The organism is Pseudoalteromonas luteoviolacea, from assembly GCF_001696455.1.
Taxonomy (GTDB): domain Bacteria; phylum Pseudomonadota; class Gammaproteobacteria; order Enterobacterales; family Alteromonadaceae; genus Pseudoalteromonas; species Pseudoalteromonas luteoviolacea_C.
The window spans coordinates 109,127-124,602 of sequence record NZ_MAUJ01000001.1 but is presented as its reverse complement, the minus strand read 5'-3'; the positions used below and the strand labels follow the sequence as shown (position 1 = coordinate 124,602).

Genomic DNA, 15,476 nt, shown 5'->3' with positions numbered 1-15,476 from the left:
AGCCGCCTGTTGGCGGCTTTTATCACTTATTTAATATATATTTTCGTACAGCTCTATTGTGCTCTTGCAAAGATTTAGAAAAGTGGTGTTCACCATTTCCCTTAGAGACAAAGTAAAAATAGTCCGTCACCTTTGGCTTTACAGCAGCCAGTAAGGCGTCTTTTGAAGGCATCGCAATAGGTGTTGGCGGCAGTCCATCTATGCGATACGTGTTATAAGGCGTATGTTCTTTTAAATGAACCCGCTTAATATCTCCCTGATACCGCTCTCCCAAGCCATAAATGACGGTTGGATCCGTTTGTAGCCGCATTCCTTTATTTAAACGATTGTGAAATACAGAAGAAATCGTGGCTCGCTCTGCTGCCTTGCCCGATTCTTTTTCGATTATTGACGCCAGAATTAACGCCTCATATTTGTTTTTAAGCGGGATCTCAGGCGCTCTTTTCGTCCAAACGTCATCTAATAGCCGCTTCATTTTACTATGCGCTCTAGAGATCAATGCGGATGCGTTAGTCCCACCTTCATAGTGGTACGTTTCGGGAAATAACCACCCCTCAGGGTGGGCATTACCAAATTGAAAGTGAGAGTTAACATCCATATTTGGTATATCGAAAATGAGAAAATCACTCCCTTGCAGCTTTTCTATTATGGCGCTGTAACTTTCCCCCTCAATAATGGTAAATGTGAAATCAGCTTTAATCCCCCTATTTATTCTGATGATCGCAGACATCACCGTTTGCGACGAGAGATCATATACTCCCGCTTTGAGCGTAAACCTATTGGGGTAAAATTTGCTATATATTTTATATGGCCAACAACTGCTGAGCGCCTGCTCCGCTTGCCACTTAGCACACAGCCGATTAAATGTTTGTCCAGTTTCTATTTGCACATATTGTTTATCGAGGGATAGTGGTTCACTGTGCACTTTATCAAACAATATATAGCCTGAGTAAATCGTAATGGATGTTACCAATACAATGGCAACCAACAAATAGCGGATCATTTTGACGGATCTATCTCTTCTTTTAATTGCAAAGCAGTTTGCACATCAAATACTTGTTTGTCTAGCGCCTTTACAGGCACCAGCCCCATCAAGCTATTACATATAAAGATTACATCTGCCTGAGCAAGATCTGCCCGTTTGAGCCTGCCTTCTAATATCTCATTGTGATTACAAAGGTGACGTAAATACACACCAGAAATACCGCACATATCCAACTTTGGTGTACGCATAATGCCATTTTTAACAACCAAAATATTACTTGCCGAACTTTCAATCACATGACCCGAAATATCTTCAACCAGTACATCGTCAGATGAGTTTTTTCGCGCAGCTTGCTTAATCATTACTTGCTCTAGGCGATTTAGCGTTTTAAGTCCGGCGAACAAGGGTTGGTGTCCAAGTTGGATCTCGCTGTAATCAAGTGATACACCTTTGATTTGCCAATCTTGGTAGTGAGTAGGAATGCCCCCTTGTGTAATAACGATTTCTGGGCATGGCTCTTCAGGTACTCCGTACCCTCTTCCACCGCAGCCTCTAGTAATCAATACCTTTAAGAAACCTGACTCACGTTGCTTAGCAATTTCGATACATTGATTAGTCAAATTCCTGTAGTCCAAAGGTGGAAAACCCAACCTTTGCTCGCACTCTTGGAGCCGTGCAACGTGATAGTCCCATAGCGACAGTTCACCTGAGTCAACTTTTACAGTTGTAAAGAAACCATCTCCATAATTTAAACCACGGTCTCTATGACTTATATCCATGCGTCCCCCAAAAATAAAAAAGCCCGGCAATGCCAGGCTTATTCTATTCAAGTTATTTAATTAAATCTTTTTAAATAACAGTGAGCCATTTGTTCCACCAAAACCAAACGAGTTACACAGAGCATAATCTAGCTTTGCATCTCTTGCTGTATGCGGAACATAGTCTAAATCACAGCCTTCATCAGGGTTATCTAGGTTAATCGTCGGAGAAACCTTCTGATCTACCAAAGACAGGATACTGATAATCGACTCAACTGAACCTGCTGCACCTAATAGATGACCCATCATTGATTTGGATGAGCTAACCATCACATTATTTGCTGCATCACCAAAAATTGATTTTACTGCTGAAGTCTCAGCAATATCGCCTGCAGGTGTTGATGTACCATGAGCGTTGATATAACCAATTTGCTCAGCATTGACACCTGCATCGTTTAATGCATTTTCCATCGCAAGTGCAGCACCAGAGCCATCTTCTGGTGGAGATGTCATATGGTACGCATCACCACTCATACCGAAGCCTACAAGTTCTGCATAAATCTTCGCACCACGTGCTTTCGCATGTTCATACTCTTCCAGTACAATGACACCGGCACCGTCTGCTAGCACAAAACCATCGCGATCTTTGTCCCAAGGACGAGAAGCTGCTTGTGGGTCGTCATTACGTGTAGAAAGCGCACGAGCTGCACTAAATCCACCCATTCCAATTGGGGTTGATGCTTTTTCTGCACCACCTGCGACCATTGCATCAGCATCGCCATAAGCAATCATACGTGCCGCATGACCAATGTTATGCAAGCCCGTTGTACAAGCCGTCACGATAGAGATATTCGGGCCTCTCAGTCCATGCATAATGGATAGATGACCTGAAATCATATTAATGATTGTCGAAGGCACATAAAAAGGTGAAAGCTTGCGAGGACCGCTTGCAATTAATTTGTGGTGGTTTTCTTCGATAAGTGTTAGACCACCAATACCTGAACCAACTGCCACACCGACACGGCCAGCGTTTTGTTCAGTTATCTCTAAACCTGAATCCTTTAATGCTTGGACACCAGCTGCGATACCATACTGAATAAACAAGTCCATTTTTTTTGTGTCTTTTTTGGACATGTATTCTGTCGCATCAAAGTCGTTAACTAAGCCAGCAAACTTAGTTCCAAAACTCGATGTATCAAAATGCGTGATATTTGAAATGCCACTGCGACCTTCTAACAGGCCTTGCCAGGTTGACTGCACATCATTACCTAGCGGCGTCAACATACCTAAGCCAGTTACTACGACTCGACGTTTAGCCACGGTTTCCTCCAAAAAGGGATTTGAAATTTTGCGGGGGTAGAATGAATGAGGGCAGCGAGTGCTGCCCTTCAGGTCCGTTAATTACTCAGCGTGAGCAGTAACGTAGTCGATCGCTGCCTGAACAGTAGTGATTTTCTCAGCTTCTTCATCAGGGATCTCAGTGTCGAACTCTTCTTCTAGAGCCATTACTAGCTCAACAGTATCAAGAGAATCAGCGCCTAGGTCGTCTACGAAAGACGCTTCTGACTTAACTTCTTCTTCTTTAACACCTAGTTGTTCAACGATGATTTTTTTTACGCGTTCTTGGATGTCGCTCATTCTTCTTTCCTTTATTAAAACGCTTTTGCGTTAATTTTCAGATTGCGGCGTAGTTTACGGCGCATCATGTATTGATTCAAGGATTGACTATGACTTTTTTATCTGGTCAAACCTGTTACGAAATATTTTTTAACTTTATCGCCTATTTTAAGGCCAATATCAAGCTTGTTTGCGGCAAGATCACAAAAAATTAAATTAAATTGTAATCTTTAAACCATGTACATCGCACCATTTACATGCAACGTTTCACCAGAGATGTAAGCTGCTGCATCTGAAGCTAAGTATGCCACTGCCGCTGCAATCTCTTCCGGTTGACCTAAACGACCCGCTGGAACATTTGCAAGCGTTGCCGCTTTTTGTTCATCAGTTAGCTCGTCTGTCATGTCCGTTTTGATAAAACCTGGTGCGATAACGTTAACTGTAATGCCACGAGACGCAACTTCACGCGCCAAAGACTTAGAAAAACCAATAACACCTGCTTTCGCTGCTGCATAGTTTGCCTGACCCGCATTACCCATAGTACCCACTACAGAGCCTATATTGATAATACGACCAGATTTCTTCTTCATCATCGGGCGAAGTACCGCTTTTGATAAACGATAGATTGCACTTAAATTAGTGTCAATAATATCCGTCCACTCATCGTCTTTCATTCGCATAAGTAGGTTATCACGTGTAATGCCAGCGTTGTTTACTAGTACATCAATATCACCAAAATCAGCTTTGATCTGCTTCAATACAGCTTCAATCGACTCAACGTCCGTCACATTTAGTTTGTAACCTTTACCGTTTTCACCTAGGTACTCACTGATTCTTTCTGCACCAGAATCACTTGTGGCTGTGCCTAGTACTGTCGCACCTTGCGCGACAAGTGTTTGAGCAACTGACTTACCAATACCTCTACTAGCACCGGTAACTAGAACAATTTTACCTTGTAAATCAAATATATTTGACATTTTTCTTCTCTATTATTCCGCACTATCCACTGAAGCTATATCATTAGCAGCAGCACATTTAACTGATTTATCAATTCGTTTCGCTAACCCTGTTAGAACTTTGCCTGGGCCAAATTCATAAGCAGTAGTCACATTATCCGCAGCAAGTTTTTGCACTGTTTCAGTCCAGCGTACTGGGCTAAACAGCTGCCTTACTAGTGCATCTTTAATTTCTGTTGCGCTTTTAGCTACTGCAACATCGACGTTATTAATAACGGGATATTTAGGCTCTGAGAATTCTAGTGATGCTAAGTCTGCGGCTAAACGCTCAGCTGCAGGTTTCATCAACTCGCAGTGTGAAGGCACACTGACAGCCAAAGGTAACGCACGCTTCGCACCAGCTTCTTTGCAAGCTTCACTTGCACGATCAACAGCGGCTTTATGGCCTGCAATCACAACTTGACCTGGTGAGTTATAGTTTACCGGTGAAACAACATCGCCTTGGGCTGTATCACTACACACTTTTGCAATTGTGTCGTCATCCAAGCCAATAATCGCAGCCATTGAGCCTGTACCAGCTGGCACTGCTTCTTGCATATAAATGCCGCGTTTTTCAACTAGTTTTACAGCTTCTGCTAGAGAAATAACTTCAGCACATACCAACGCCGAATACTCTCCCAAACTGTGACCCGCTAATACTAGCTCAGCATCAACATTTTTAGTCGCCCAATGACGGAAAATCGCTACACTTGCCGTTAACAAAGCAGGTTGTGTTCTGTGTGTTTGATTTAACTCTTCTTCAGGGCCATTCGACACCAAAGCCTGTAGATCATATCCAAGCGCCTCTGACGCTTCAGCAAAAGTCTTCTGTACTACCTCTGAAGACTCTAATAACTCTGACAGCATGCCAACGCTCTGTGAGCCTTGGCCGGGGAAAAGTAAAGCTATTTTTTGTGACATACGATGCTCTTTTAACTCGTTCTTTCAATTTACATACCAGCCAAATTGCACGCGGTAAGGCAGGCGGCAACTATGCGCTGTATGGTTTAGACTATTATCTATGAAGACTCAACTTTCACGACAATGCGCATCGGCGCAGTCATTATGATTAATGCTGACTGGCTGAAGCCTCTTCTTTCTTTGCCATTTTTTCGAAAGCAGTCTGTATTTTTTCGGGAATGCGTCGATTAACCTCTCTAACAGCTTCGTCGATCGCTGCTAAAAATGCCTTATTCGAAGCATTTCCATGACTTTTAACGACAATACCACGCAATCCTACCAGACTTGCCCCGTTATACTGGTCGGGGTTCACCTTTTTATAGAGTTTTTTTATCACCGGGCGTAGTAAAAATGCAAGAACCTTGTAAAAAAAGTGTTTTTTGAGTGCATTCGTGAATTTTAGCATGATAAGTTTGGCAATTCCTTCACAAGTTTTAAGTGCGATATTGCCAACGAACCCCTCACAAACGATAACATCTGATTTCCCAGAAAAGATATCACTGCCCTCACAATATCCTTGATAATTAATGTGCTCACACTCACACATTAATTTTGCCGCTTGTTTAATGCCATCGTGCCCTTTTATATCTTCAGCACCTATGTTCAACAAGCTTACCTTTGGCTGCGCTTTATCTAGTGCTTCGCCTGCCACAATCGAGCCCATTATCGCGAACTGAAACAAAGTCTCAGGATCACACAAAACATTTGCTCCAAGATCTAACAAGTACACAGGTTGCTTTTTTTCTGTTGGCATTGAGGTGATCAGTGCAGGTCGCTTAATACCAGGGAGCATTTTCAATACATAATGCGCCATAGACAGCAGTGCACCAGTATTTCCGGAACTTACACACGCTTGTGCCTGGCCAGATTTAACTAAATCAAGCGCAATACGCATTGAAGAATTTCTTTTATTTCTTAACGCATGTGCAGGTTCGCAATTGTTGGTAACAACTTGCTCGCTATGCTTGATGATTAGTCTAGGGTGATCGAGGTGGTTTTCTTTTTGTAATGCTTGGCGCAAGACATCTTCATTACCACACAGTAATAAAGTTAAGTTGGGATATTTTTGCACGGCAAGAATCGCCGCTGGAATAGATGAACGGGGGCCGTAATCGCCCCCCATCATATCTAACGCAATGGTTAGATTAGTCAGCATCAAGCAATCTCTTACTTAGAAATTACTTTAACGCCTTTGTAGTAACCATCAGCAGTTACGTGGTGACGACGATGAGTCTCACCAGAAACTTGGTCTACAGTTAAAGCTGGTCCGCTGATAGCATCGTGTGAACGACGCATGCCACGACGTGAACGTGTCACTTTGCTTTTTTGTACCGCCATTAGCCTTCTCCTAAGAATCTTTCTTAAGTTGTTTTAAAATCTCAAATGGATTTGGTTTAGTTTCTTCTGCTTCAATTTCACCAAAGCTTACGGGCTTATCGGAAAAAGAACATGAAGCTTCATCATGCATAGGAACTATTGGAATCGCTAAAATCAATTCATCTTCAATCAATTGTCGAAGATTGATTTCACCTTCTTCATCTAACTCCACCACATCGTAGCTTTCAGGAAGATCTTCCGACTCTGCACCTAATCCGACTGGCGAATACGCAAAGTCTTGAGCCAAATCCAACCCTAATTCATCATTACAACGCTGACACACCGTAGTCAGTTTAGCTCGAGCTGAGCCTCGAACAACCACCAGACCTTGCTGATCAATATCGCAATGAATAGTTACCGCTATTTCACCTACCTGATCCTGCACAACTTGCTGCAGTCGAGAAAGTTCTTCAAGCTTCACAATGCCGTCATAACTAGCTCGGCGCTGTGCTGCCCTGCCTGGATCAAGAGTGATGGGAATTTTCACCTTTTGCATAGGGGCTGCATCATATAGATTGTTAGTGGTTTAGTCAAAGTAAAAATAAACTTTCCTATTGTTTTTCGCCTACTAACGCTTATCCTTGTGTGAATTCTTTACTTCAGGGTCCAATAGGCAAATGAACACACCCCTTATATTAGCCTCTAGCTCACCTTTTAGGCAGCAAATTTTAAAAAAACTCGGTCTTATTTTTGAACATTTTTCACCGGATATCGACGAATCCCCCATTGCAGGTGAAACACCTCTAGAATTAGTAAAACGTCTCAGTGATGTTAAAGCGAGATCTGCACTTTCTAGATATAATAAAGGCTTAGTGATTGGCTCTGACCAAGTTGCTGTATTTAATAACCAGATTTTGGGCAAACCTCATACGAAAGAAAACGCCATAGCGCAGCTAAGCATGTTTAGTGGACAAACTGTGACCTTTTATACTGGACTTAGTCTCTATTCAATTGAAGAAAATAAAAGCATTACAAAGGTAGTCCCGTTTCATGTACATTTTAGACACCTATCTCAATCTCAAATATCAAACTATTTAGACAAAGAAGCGCCTTATAACTGCGCAGGCAGTTTTAAAAGTGAGGGGCTGGGTATTTGCTTGTTTGAAAGGCTTGAAGGAGAGGACCCAAATACGTTGATTGGCCTTCCCCTTATCGAATTAACAAAGTCGCTGGCGGACTTTGGTATAGATGTTTTAGGTTAAGCCTTCGATCAGTTGCTCAAACTCATCGGCGATAAACATTGCTGATGTCGCTTCAAGTTGCTCACTCGTTGCAACGCCAAGTGTCACACCTATCGCGTCAATACCTGCTTGGCGCGCCATTTCCATATCAATTGTAGTGTCACCAATCATAACCGCATCTTTAGGCGCGACACTGAGCTCGGTGATAATTTGATTCAACATATCAGGGCTTGGTTTTGATTCTGCTTCATCTGCGGTGCGAGTTGTTATAAAGTAACTCTCTAGACCAGTTTCAACCATTAAACGGTTTAACCCCTGCCGACTTTTACCTGTTGCAACCGCTATTTTGACTCCCTGATCAACCAGTTGTTTAAGTACTTTTTCTACCCCGTCGAACAATTTTGTTGGTGTAGAATCTACTTCTTTATATATGTGTTTGTATGCCTGTGCTAATTCTGTACTACGATGTGCATCCGCAGGAAACAATGTTTCAAGCGCAGTCTCTAGAGATAGCCCAATGATACTTTTAGTATCATCTTCGCTTTCTCTTGGGATAGCATACTGATCAGCTACCCTATTTATCGTGTTAACAATCTTTGGAACTGTATCCATCACAGTCCCATCCCAATCTAGTATCACGAGTTTATACTTCATTAGTATCTCTTAACGTGTTTAAGCATGCCGTCAATGCTTTATCCAGAGGCGCTTCGACATGGAGTGTAGTTTCTGTTTTTGGGTGTAGAAAACGCAGTTCGCGTGCGTGTAAGAACAAGCGCCCTAAGCCTTTCTTACGCATTTGCGCATCAAAAGCCTGATCTCCATATTTATCATCACAAGCTATTGGATGCCCTTTACATTGAGTGTGTACACGGATCTGATGAGTACGACCAGTAACAGGTGAAGCTTGCACTAAGGTAGCACCGGGGAACCGTTCCAAAACTCTAAACCGGGTGTGCGAAGCCTTCCCTTCTTCATGGTCAACACGAACAACTCGCTCACCTGATTTTAAGGTATTTTTCCTAAGCGGTTCTGTTACATTTTTGTGCTTAGCAGACCACTCTCCAGCCACCAAAGCCCAATAATTTTTCTCCATTGTTTTTTCACGTAATTGCTCATGGAGACCTTTAAGTACAGCGCGTTTTTTAGAAATCAACAGACACCCTGATGTGTCCCTATCCAACCGGTGAACCAACTCTAAAGACTTTTCTTGTGGGCGCAACGCACGAATTGCTTCGATAAGACCATAGCTCAGTCCACTTCCACCATGCACCGCCATACCAGAAGGCTTATTTATTACAATCAGATACTTATCTTCATATAATATGCAATCTTCAAGGTTTGCTACCTTATCCAAATTCTTTGGTACAAACTCATTCTTTTCCGCCGTTTTAATGGGTGGGATCCTAACTACATCGTCAATTTGTAACTTGTATACAGGTTTTACCCGCTTCTTATTAACGCGTACTTCACCCTTTCTTAAGATCTTATAAACGGCGCTTTTTGGTACACCTTTTAAATGAGTTACCAAAAAGTTATCAATTCGTTGACCTAACTGATCTTCGGTGATAGTTACGAAGGTAACTTGTAAAGCATTCTTTTCTGACATTGCCTAATCACTGATTTGAGTAATAATTTAGTTGCTATCGCACAGTTATTAGTGGGATAATCGCCTCGCAAACTTTGCGAGCGTTGCTTTTTATCGCAAATATACTGTCGTGATGCACATCTTGGGTGGAGGATCATACAGATCAGAGCTAATATTTCCAAAGCTTTTATCTCCGACCCAAGACAATTATTACGTGTGATTGGCTTAAGGTGAAGCGTGTAACAGTTCATCCAGTACGGCCATACACGACATACCAGTAAATAAAAGCAAAATTATCGTGTCTTGTGTAGATTTGCGGGTTTGTTTAACCCGAGCGAGTTCTGTAGGCAAAGTGAAAGCTAATTTTTAACCCGCCTTTGAGATGAATCAGGCAGTAAGTGTTAAAACAGACTAAGTTCCCTTCTCCCCAGTCGTGAGACTGCATCAGTAACAGGAACAAAATAAACAGCCTGCATTGGCGCACAAGAATGGTGTAAGTTAAATTTATCTGACCAAAATAAAGTAAAGAATTGGTGGGTAAATAAAGTAAATAGAGTACATAACAATATGAAACGCATGCTAATCAATGCGACGCAGCAAGAAGAAATGCGCGTTGCACTGGTTGATGGCCAGCGTCTATATGATTTAGATATAGAGAGCCCTGGTCACGAACAAAAGAAAGCCAATATTTATAAAGGCAAAATCACTCGAATCGAACCCTCACTTGAAGCTGCATTTGTTAATTACGGTGCAGAGCGACATGGCTTCCTTCCTCTAAAAGAAATCGCTAAAACTTACTTCCCAGAAGGGTATACCTTCAATGGCCGCCCTAACATCAAAGATGTGATCCAAGAAGGTCAAGAAGTGATCGTTCAGGTAGACAAAGAGGAACGTGGGCAAAAAGGCGCGGCCTTAACCACATTCATCAGCGTCGCTGGTAGTTATTTGGTACTGATGCCAAATAACCCTCGTGCAGGCGGGATTTCAAGACGCATTGAAGGCGATGAGCGGATTGAACTTAAAGAAGCTTTGAGCCGATTGAAGCTGCCTAAAGGCATGGGCCTTATCGTACGTACAGCGGGTGTTGGTAAGTCTTTTGAAGAGCTTGAGTACGACTTAAATACATTACTTAAACATTGGCAAAATATTCAAGAAGCCGCTGATAGTCGAAAAGCGCCATTTTTGATCCATCAAGAAAGTAATGTTATTTTCAGAGCCATTCGAGATTACTTGCGCCGTGATATCGGTGAAATCCTGATCGATAAACAACGCGTATTTGATGAAGCAAGAGCGCATATTGAAGGCTATAGACCTGATTTTATCAATCGCGTCAAACTATACAAAAATGATGTACCACTGTTCACTCATTATCAAATCGAAAGCCAAATCGAGTCTGCATTCCAACGTGAAGTAAGACTTCCATCTGGTGGTTCAATTGTCATTGACCCTACAGAAGCACTGACTTCAATTGACATCAACTCGTCAAAAGCGACCAAAGGTGGCGACATTGAAGAAACCGCACTGAACACGAATCTAGAAGCCGCTGACGAAATCGCCAGACAGCTGAGACTGCGTGATCTGGGTGGTCTTATCGTGATTGACTTCATCGACATGACGCCTCCACGTCATCAACGAGAAGTTGAAAATCGCTTAAAAGAAGCTGTACGAGCCGACAGAGCCCGTGTTCAAATTGGTAAAATTTCTCGCTTTGGCTTACTCGAGATGTCCCGTCAACGACTGAGACCTTCTCTGGGTGAAGCTAGTCAACATACCTGCCCTCGTTGTAGCGGGCAAGGTACTATCCGCTCAAATGAGTCTATTGCACTTTCTATCTTGAGATTGATAGAAGAAGAAGCAATAAAAGAAAACACTGCGCAGGTTAACGCACAGGTACCTGTCAAAGTTGGGTCGTATTTGCTAAACGAAAAACGTCGAGCTGTTCAACGCATTGAAAAACGTCACAACTGCCACGTCGTTATCATTCCGAATCAGCATCTGGAAACACCGCATTATGAAGTAGTTCGACTTCGTAAAGATGATGTACCAGAGCTTGCAAGTTATGATCAAATAGCAGAGCCAGAAACTGAAGCTGTTGAAATTCAGATGGCACCTGTCGTTCAAAAAGAAGAGCCAGCCTTGAAAGGCGTTGCAATACCTTCAACTCCGGCACCTACAGCTCAGGCCCCAACGACCAAACCGACTTCAAAAGCAACACCGTCGAAGAAGGCTGAGACAGAGCCGAAAGCAAGTTTGCTAACACGCATTGGCAATTGGTTGAAAGGTCTATTCTCTGCGGAAGAAGAGCAGCCTAAAGAAGAAGAGAAGAAGACACACAATAAGCGTCGTGGCAAACAAGATAACCGACGCCGTAACCAGCGTCGTAAAGGCAAAGGACGTAATGAATCACAAAAAGACCTGAACACATCAGATGATTCATCAAAAAGCGAATCAAAAGAGCGTAATGACACTCAAGAGCGCTCCGAGAATCGCAACAAGCGTCGTCGCCAAAATAATCGTAAACGTTCTGACGCTGATAAAGCAAAGAACTCAACGGTAAATGAGCAAAAAGATGACGTGCAACAGGAAGCAAAAGAGAAGCCTGTTAAGCAGCGCCGCCAAAGACGCAACCTACGTAAAAAAGTAAGAGTTGAGACTGAGCAGCAACAAGTTCAAGCTAATGATGATGTTAAGCAAACCGTAACAGAACCAGAAGCGCCGGCTAAAAAAGAGCAAGTTGCCTCTGTTGAAGCTGCCCCTGTATCCGAACCAAAACAGCAGCCTGCTGCTGAGATGGCAACCGAGACTCAAGCTGAGAAGCAAGCACATGAAACGACTAACGAGACTGTTAAGACTCAGCCTCAAGTAGAAGAAAGTGTTGCTACAGTTGAAGCGCCAGAATCAAATGACCAGCCACAATCAGGTCAAAATGAAGAGGATGCACTTGGTGATAAGCGTGAAGGTAAAACTCGCTCTAGACGCTCGCCTCGTCACCTACGAGCTGCGGGACAACGTCGCAAGCGTAGCGATGGGCCAAACCGTTCTTCAACTCCTGCTTTTGTACCGGTTGCAGATCAGGCTGCGGCAGAGTTTGAAGCACAACAACGTACCTCTGATACCCAACCTCAACAAGAAGTGGCGCAAGCTGATATTTTAGAAGCTGAGGCACAAGGTGTTATTGATACGGCAAACGTTGAAGTAGTTGAAGCACCTGCTGCTGAGCCTGTTGTGGTTGAACAAGTTGAAGCGCCTGCTGCTGAACCTGTTGCAGTTGAACAAGTTGACGCACCAGCTGATGAGCCTGTCGCAGTTGAACAAGTTGAAGCACCTGCTGCTGAGCCTGTTGCGGTTGAACAAGTTGAAGCACCTGCTGCTGAGCCTGTTGCGGTTGAGCAAGTTGAAGTACCTGCTGCTGAACGTGTTCGCTTTAATAGAAGTGCAGCATCTCCTATGACTAAAGCAAGTGCTAGCGAAGAACCTGTGAACACGGTTACACCTAGTGTAATGCCAGACGAGTTGCGTACGATAATTCGTTCTAGCAGTCTAGGAGCTGGGTCAAAAGCACCAACAGCACGTGCAAGTGCACAAATGGCATCTCCTGCACCTGTTGAGTAATGAGTAATTAATTACAAGTTACAACACAAAAAAGCCGACTACTAATGTGGTCGGCTTTTTATTTCCCTAATCGTTATTAAAACCACCCCATTTGCAACAAGCCTCTTTAAATATCGACACCAAAGCGAGATAGTTAAAAGTGCCAAAAGCCCTTATATGACGAGTTAATATAGATACCCTGTGATACTTACCAAAGCATTTATCTAGCGATAGAAGCTTCGCCAGAGTATAAAGAGGTGTCGAGAGAAAGGTGCTGTCAGACTATACGCCATGTAGGTTTCGTACAGTCTGTACACAAAGATAAAGGTGATTAACACGCTAGATGTAGAGCTTTTCAGTTTTTAAAACTTTCTTCAAATAATGCTTAGTTTCATCATAAGGCAAGCCACTTTGTAGTGCCTCTAAAACCCGCTCTGGTGACATGGAATTAATAACCTTCGAAGCTTTATTGATGTTTCTAGAGCCATCGCTATTAAATACACGTGCAACATTGCCAGCCCCAGTGTTATAAGCGGCAATCATACAGTACTTCCTGCTCACTGGATCTTTGATGTTACGTAAATACCGGTCATTGAGTAAATGCAAATAGGCAGTGCCCGCTTCAATGTTATTATTTACAACAAATAAGTACGGCGCACTCATCGGGGCATCAATCTTAAATAAGAAGCGATTTACGTCAACACCAGCACTCGTAGGCACTACTTGCATCAGTCCGTATGCGGGTATATGAGATTTAGCAAGCGGGTTAAAATGGCTTTCAGTATGCATCACAGCCAATACTAAGCTGGAATCAATTTCAAAACGTTTACTTTGTTTTGAAATATGCTCTGTATAATGAGATGCACGCTTTTTGGCTAGACTCCCTTGCGGAAGCTTAATTGTTACCTTAGTCACCTTCTCATCATTTTGCCCAGCTATTTGTCTGACTGACTGCGCCAAATTTTGAATTCGTTTAACTTCCAGCTGCTCAAGCTTAGCTTTGTCTTCATTGAGCTTTTCAACAATTTTACTTTCATCGCTATTGGCCAGTGCGAGCTTCTCATCCGCCTTTTTATCTAATAGCTGCTTTTGCTCAATTGTCTGCTGTTTTATTTTTGCTTTGGCATCAATAATTGCGTTCACTTTGAGACTTCGATCTATCTCATACGCGTCTTGAGATGCGTCACCAAGCTTAGCTTGCTCACCGTTCAAAAAGCTCTGTAGAACTGCATTTTCTGCTTGTCTAAAACGCTCAAACTGGCGTTTAATTTCAGACTCTGATGGCGCGCCACCGTCAACATGGCGAATACTCAAAGTTAACTCATTATGCTCAAAATCGATCTCAAGCCTTGATAAGTTATCTTCTGAATAAGAGACATACTCACTGCGCGAAGCAACTTTAGCCTCCCCCCAGTGTTTGATTAATTCATCTCTGAACGCGTCATATTCAGCAAGGTGTTGCTCCACAAATTGCTCATACTCGCCCAAATGCTCAGCTTTAAACTGCTCAAATTCACTTCTAGTAGCGGCATTTTCAGGGAAAGTTTGTTCTTTGCTATCATAACCTTCCATCTCTTTTGATAATTCGTCAAAAGGCGAGGCATTGGCAGCGTAAGAAGCCCCAATAAAAAACTGAGACAACACAGTTAATGCTAGTACTTTTTTCACTTTTTAATCCTTACAAGCAAAAAACGCACCCAAAGGCGCGTTTTATTAGTTAGTCAATCTAGCAATTTCTTTTTCAAGATCTTTCTCTGCTTTGTAAGCTTTGAATTCTTGATAAAGAAACTTTTCGTCTTGCGGATTAATGTCTTTCTTACTTTCTTTGATCACATCTTTAAACAAAGAATGTGTTAATTGTGGTGATAACACAACCAAAGAACAGTAATAGTCTTTACCTGCAATCTCAACTACGTCTGCTTTGTTTACACGAGAGCCGCGAAGTGTTTGCTTTGTAAGCTGCTTTGATACCGAGCTAAACGTTGAACCAACTGTTGTTTCATCGTTTGCATCTGTGCGATTCGCAAAGGTTTTGTCTAAACCTTCGATGCGTGTTTCAATTTGTTGCGCAAGTGCTAAACGAGCATTTGCAACTGAGCTCTTTTGGTCAATAGATATGTTACCAGAAAATTTTACACAATCTGCGGCTGCAATCCCGTTCTCTATTGTCGGGTTTAACACCCAGTCAGGAATATTCACTTTTGACTGAGAAGCAGACTGCTCTTGCGTTGAGCTACACCCTGCCAATATCCCTGTAACAAGCACTGTAGTAAGTAGCGATTTAAGTTTCATGGTGGTTTCCTTCGTCAGATTAATTGCCTAAAGCGATGATTTAAATTTATCAAAAGGCTGAGCCAATTACAGTAATAAATTGTAAGAACGATTTTTTACAACTTTGTTCTTTAAAAAAACTAAAAAAATCTTAAA

General features: G+C 42.5%; 15 protein-coding genes. 2 read left to right on the top strand and 13 right to left on the bottom strand.

Translation table 11 applies throughout. The annotated features are described in order from the left end of the window. Nucleotides 1-22: 22 nt before the first annotated feature. The 9 genes from mltG to yceD form a co-directional block, all read right to left on the bottom strand. On the bottom strand, nt 23-1,003 hold the full coding sequence (mltG, locus tag A7985_RS00580; protein WP_065788512.1) for an endolytic transglycosylase MltG: 981 nt from the start codon (nt 1,001-1,003) through the stop codon (nt 23-25). Beyond that, complete coding sequence (gene pabC / locus A7985_RS00575; RefSeq protein ID WP_065788510.1) at nt 1,000-1,764, bottom strand: aminodeoxychorismate lyase; 765 nt, start codon at nt 1,762-1,764, stop codon at nt 1,000-1,002. The genes mltG and pabC overlap by 4 nt, the downstream gene beginning before the upstream one ends. Nucleotides 1,765-1,824: 60 nt before the next feature. Beyond that, nucleotides 1,825-3,063: a beta-ketoacyl-ACP synthase II gene (fabF, locus tag A7985_RS00570; RefSeq protein WP_065788509.1), complete on the bottom strand. Its 1,239-nt coding sequence runs from the start codon at nt 3,061-3,063 to the stop codon at nt 1,825-1,827. A gap of 81 nt (nt 3,064-3,144) precedes the next feature. Beyond that, on the bottom strand, nt 3,145-3,381 hold the full coding sequence (gene acpP / locus A7985_RS00565; protein ID WP_010374019.1) for an acyl carrier protein: 237 nt from the start codon (nt 3,379-3,381) through the stop codon (nt 3,145-3,147). Between the two features lie 209 nt (nt 3,382-3,590). Next, the gene (gene fabG / locus A7985_RS00560) at nt 3,591-4,337 is read right to left on the bottom strand and encodes a 3-oxoacyl-ACP reductase FabG (RefSeq protein WP_081310372.1); all 747 of its coding nucleotides are present in this window, start codon (nt 4,335-4,337) and stop codon (nt 3,591-3,593) included. A 12-nt stretch (nt 4,338-4,349) separates the two neighbouring features. Continuing rightward, entirely contained in the window at nt 4,350-5,276 is a 927-nt protein-coding gene (gene fabD, locus A7985_RS00555; protein WP_065788507.1) for an ACP S-malonyltransferase, read from the bottom strand. A 148-nt stretch (nt 5,277-5,424) separates the two neighbouring features. Beyond that, nucleotides 5,425-6,471 carry a phosphate acyltransferase PlsX gene (gene plsX, locus A7985_RS00550; protein WP_065788506.1) on the bottom strand — a complete coding sequence of 349 codons (1,047 nt, stop codon included), beginning with the start codon at nt 6,469-6,471 and terminating at the stop codon, nt 5,425-5,427. A gap of 11 nt (nt 6,472-6,482) precedes the next feature. Beyond that, nucleotides 6,483-6,653 (bottom strand): 50S ribosomal protein L32, encoded by a 171-nt coding sequence (gene rpmF, locus A7985_RS00545; RefSeq protein WP_023400289.1) that lies wholly within the window; start codon nt 6,651-6,653, stop codon nt 6,483-6,485. A 10-nt stretch (nt 6,654-6,663) separates the two neighbouring features. Further along, the gene (gene yceD / locus A7985_RS00540) at nt 6,664-7,188 is read right to left on the bottom strand and encodes a 23S rRNA accumulation protein YceD (protein WP_065788505.1); all 525 of its coding nucleotides are present in this window, start codon (nt 7,186-7,188) and stop codon (nt 6,664-6,666) included. Nucleotides 7,189-7,309: 121 nt separating this feature from the next. Between yceD and A7985_RS00535 the strand changes: the two genes are divergently transcribed. Next, nucleotides 7,310-7,894, top strand: coding sequence for a Maf family protein (locus A7985_RS00535; RefSeq protein ID WP_065788503.1), 585 nt, complete (start codon nt 7,310-7,312; stop codon nt 7,892-7,894). On the opposite strand, the gene A7985_RS00530 is transcribed toward A7985_RS00535, so the two are convergent. Next, on the bottom strand, nt 7,886-8,527 hold the full coding sequence (locus tag A7985_RS00530; RefSeq protein ID WP_065788502.1) for an HAD-IA family hydrolase: 642 nt from the start codon (nt 8,525-8,527) through the stop codon (nt 7,886-7,888). The two genes, A7985_RS00535 and A7985_RS00530, sit on opposite strands and share 9 nt — an antisense overlap. Further along, nucleotides 8,517-9,479 carry a 23S rRNA pseudouridine(955/2504/2580) synthase RluC gene (gene rluC / locus A7985_RS00525; RefSeq protein ID WP_065788500.1) on the bottom strand — a complete coding sequence of 321 codons (963 nt, stop codon included), beginning with the start codon at nt 9,477-9,479 and terminating at the stop codon, nt 8,517-8,519. Before rluC ends, A7985_RS00530 begins: the two co-directional genes overlap by 11 nt. 546 nt (nt 9,480-10,025) lie before the next feature. Between rluC and rne the strand changes: the two genes are divergently transcribed. Next, entirely contained in the window at nt 10,026-13,070 is a 3,045-nt protein-coding gene (gene rne, locus A7985_RS00520; RefSeq protein ID WP_065788497.1) for a ribonuclease E, read from the top strand. Nucleotides 13,071-13,388: 318 nt separating this feature from the next. Here rne and A7985_RS00515 read toward each other — a convergent pair whose 3' ends face one another. Both A7985_RS00515 and A7985_RS00510 read right to left on the bottom strand, forming a co-directional pair. Next, nucleotides 13,389-14,717 (bottom strand): murein transglycosylase domain-containing protein, encoded by a 1,329-nt coding sequence (locus A7985_RS00515; RefSeq protein WP_065788496.1) that lies wholly within the window; start codon nt 14,715-14,717, stop codon nt 13,389-13,391. 45 nt (nt 14,718-14,762) lie between these two features. After that, nucleotides 14,763-15,341, bottom strand: coding sequence for an LPP20 family lipoprotein (locus A7985_RS00510; protein WP_065788495.1), 579 nt, complete (start codon nt 15,339-15,341; stop codon nt 14,763-14,765). Nucleotides 15,342-15,476: the final 135 nt, after the last annotated feature.

Bases quoted from the DNA above. Each gene is read 5' to 3' on its own strand.
- mltG (WP_065788512.1), bottom strand. From the start codon at position 1,003: ATGATCCGCTATTTGTTGGTTGCCATTGTATTGGTAACATCCATTACG.
- pabC (WP_065788510.1), bottom strand. From the start codon at position 1,764: ATGGATATAAGTCATAGAGACCGTGGTTTAAATTATGGAGATGGTTTC.
- acpP (WP_010374019.1), bottom strand. From the start codon at position 3,381: ATGAGCGACATCCAAGAACGCGTAAAAAAAATCATCGTTGAACAACTA.
- fabG (WP_081310372.1), bottom strand. From the start codon at position 4,337: ATGTCAAATATATTTGATTTACAAGGTAAAATTGTTCTAGTTACCGGT.
- fabD (WP_065788507.1), bottom strand. From the start codon at position 5,276: ATGTCACAAAAAATAGCTTTACTTTTCCCCGGCCAAGGCTCACAGAGC.
- plsX (WP_065788506.1), bottom strand. From the start codon at position 6,471: ATGCTGACTAATCTAACCATTGCGTTAGATATGATGGGGGGCGATTAC.
- rpmF (WP_023400289.1), bottom strand. From the start codon at position 6,653: ATGGCGGTACAAAAAAGCAAAGTGACACGTTCACGTCGTGGCATGCGT.
- yceD (WP_065788505.1), bottom strand. From the start codon at position 7,188: ATGCAAAAGGTGAAAATTCCCATCACTCTTGATCCAGGCAGGGCAGCA.
- A7985_RS00535 (WP_065788503.1), top strand. From the start codon at position 7,310: ATGAACACACCCCTTATATTAGCCTCTAGCTCACCTTTTAGGCAGCAA.
- A7985_RS00530 (WP_065788502.1), bottom strand. From the start codon at position 8,527: ATGAAGTATAAACTCGTGATACTAGATTGGGATGGGACTGTGATGGAT.
- rluC (WP_065788500.1), bottom strand. From the start codon at position 9,479: ATGTCAGAAAAGAATGCTTTACAAGTTACCTTCGTAACTATCACCGAA.
- rne (WP_065788497.1), top strand. From the start codon at position 10,026: ATGAAACGCATGCTAATCAATGCGACGCAGCAAGAAGAAATGCGCGTT.
- A7985_RS00510 (WP_065788495.1), bottom strand. From the start codon at position 15,341: ATGAAACTTAAATCGCTACTTACTACAGTGCTTGTTACAGGGATATTG.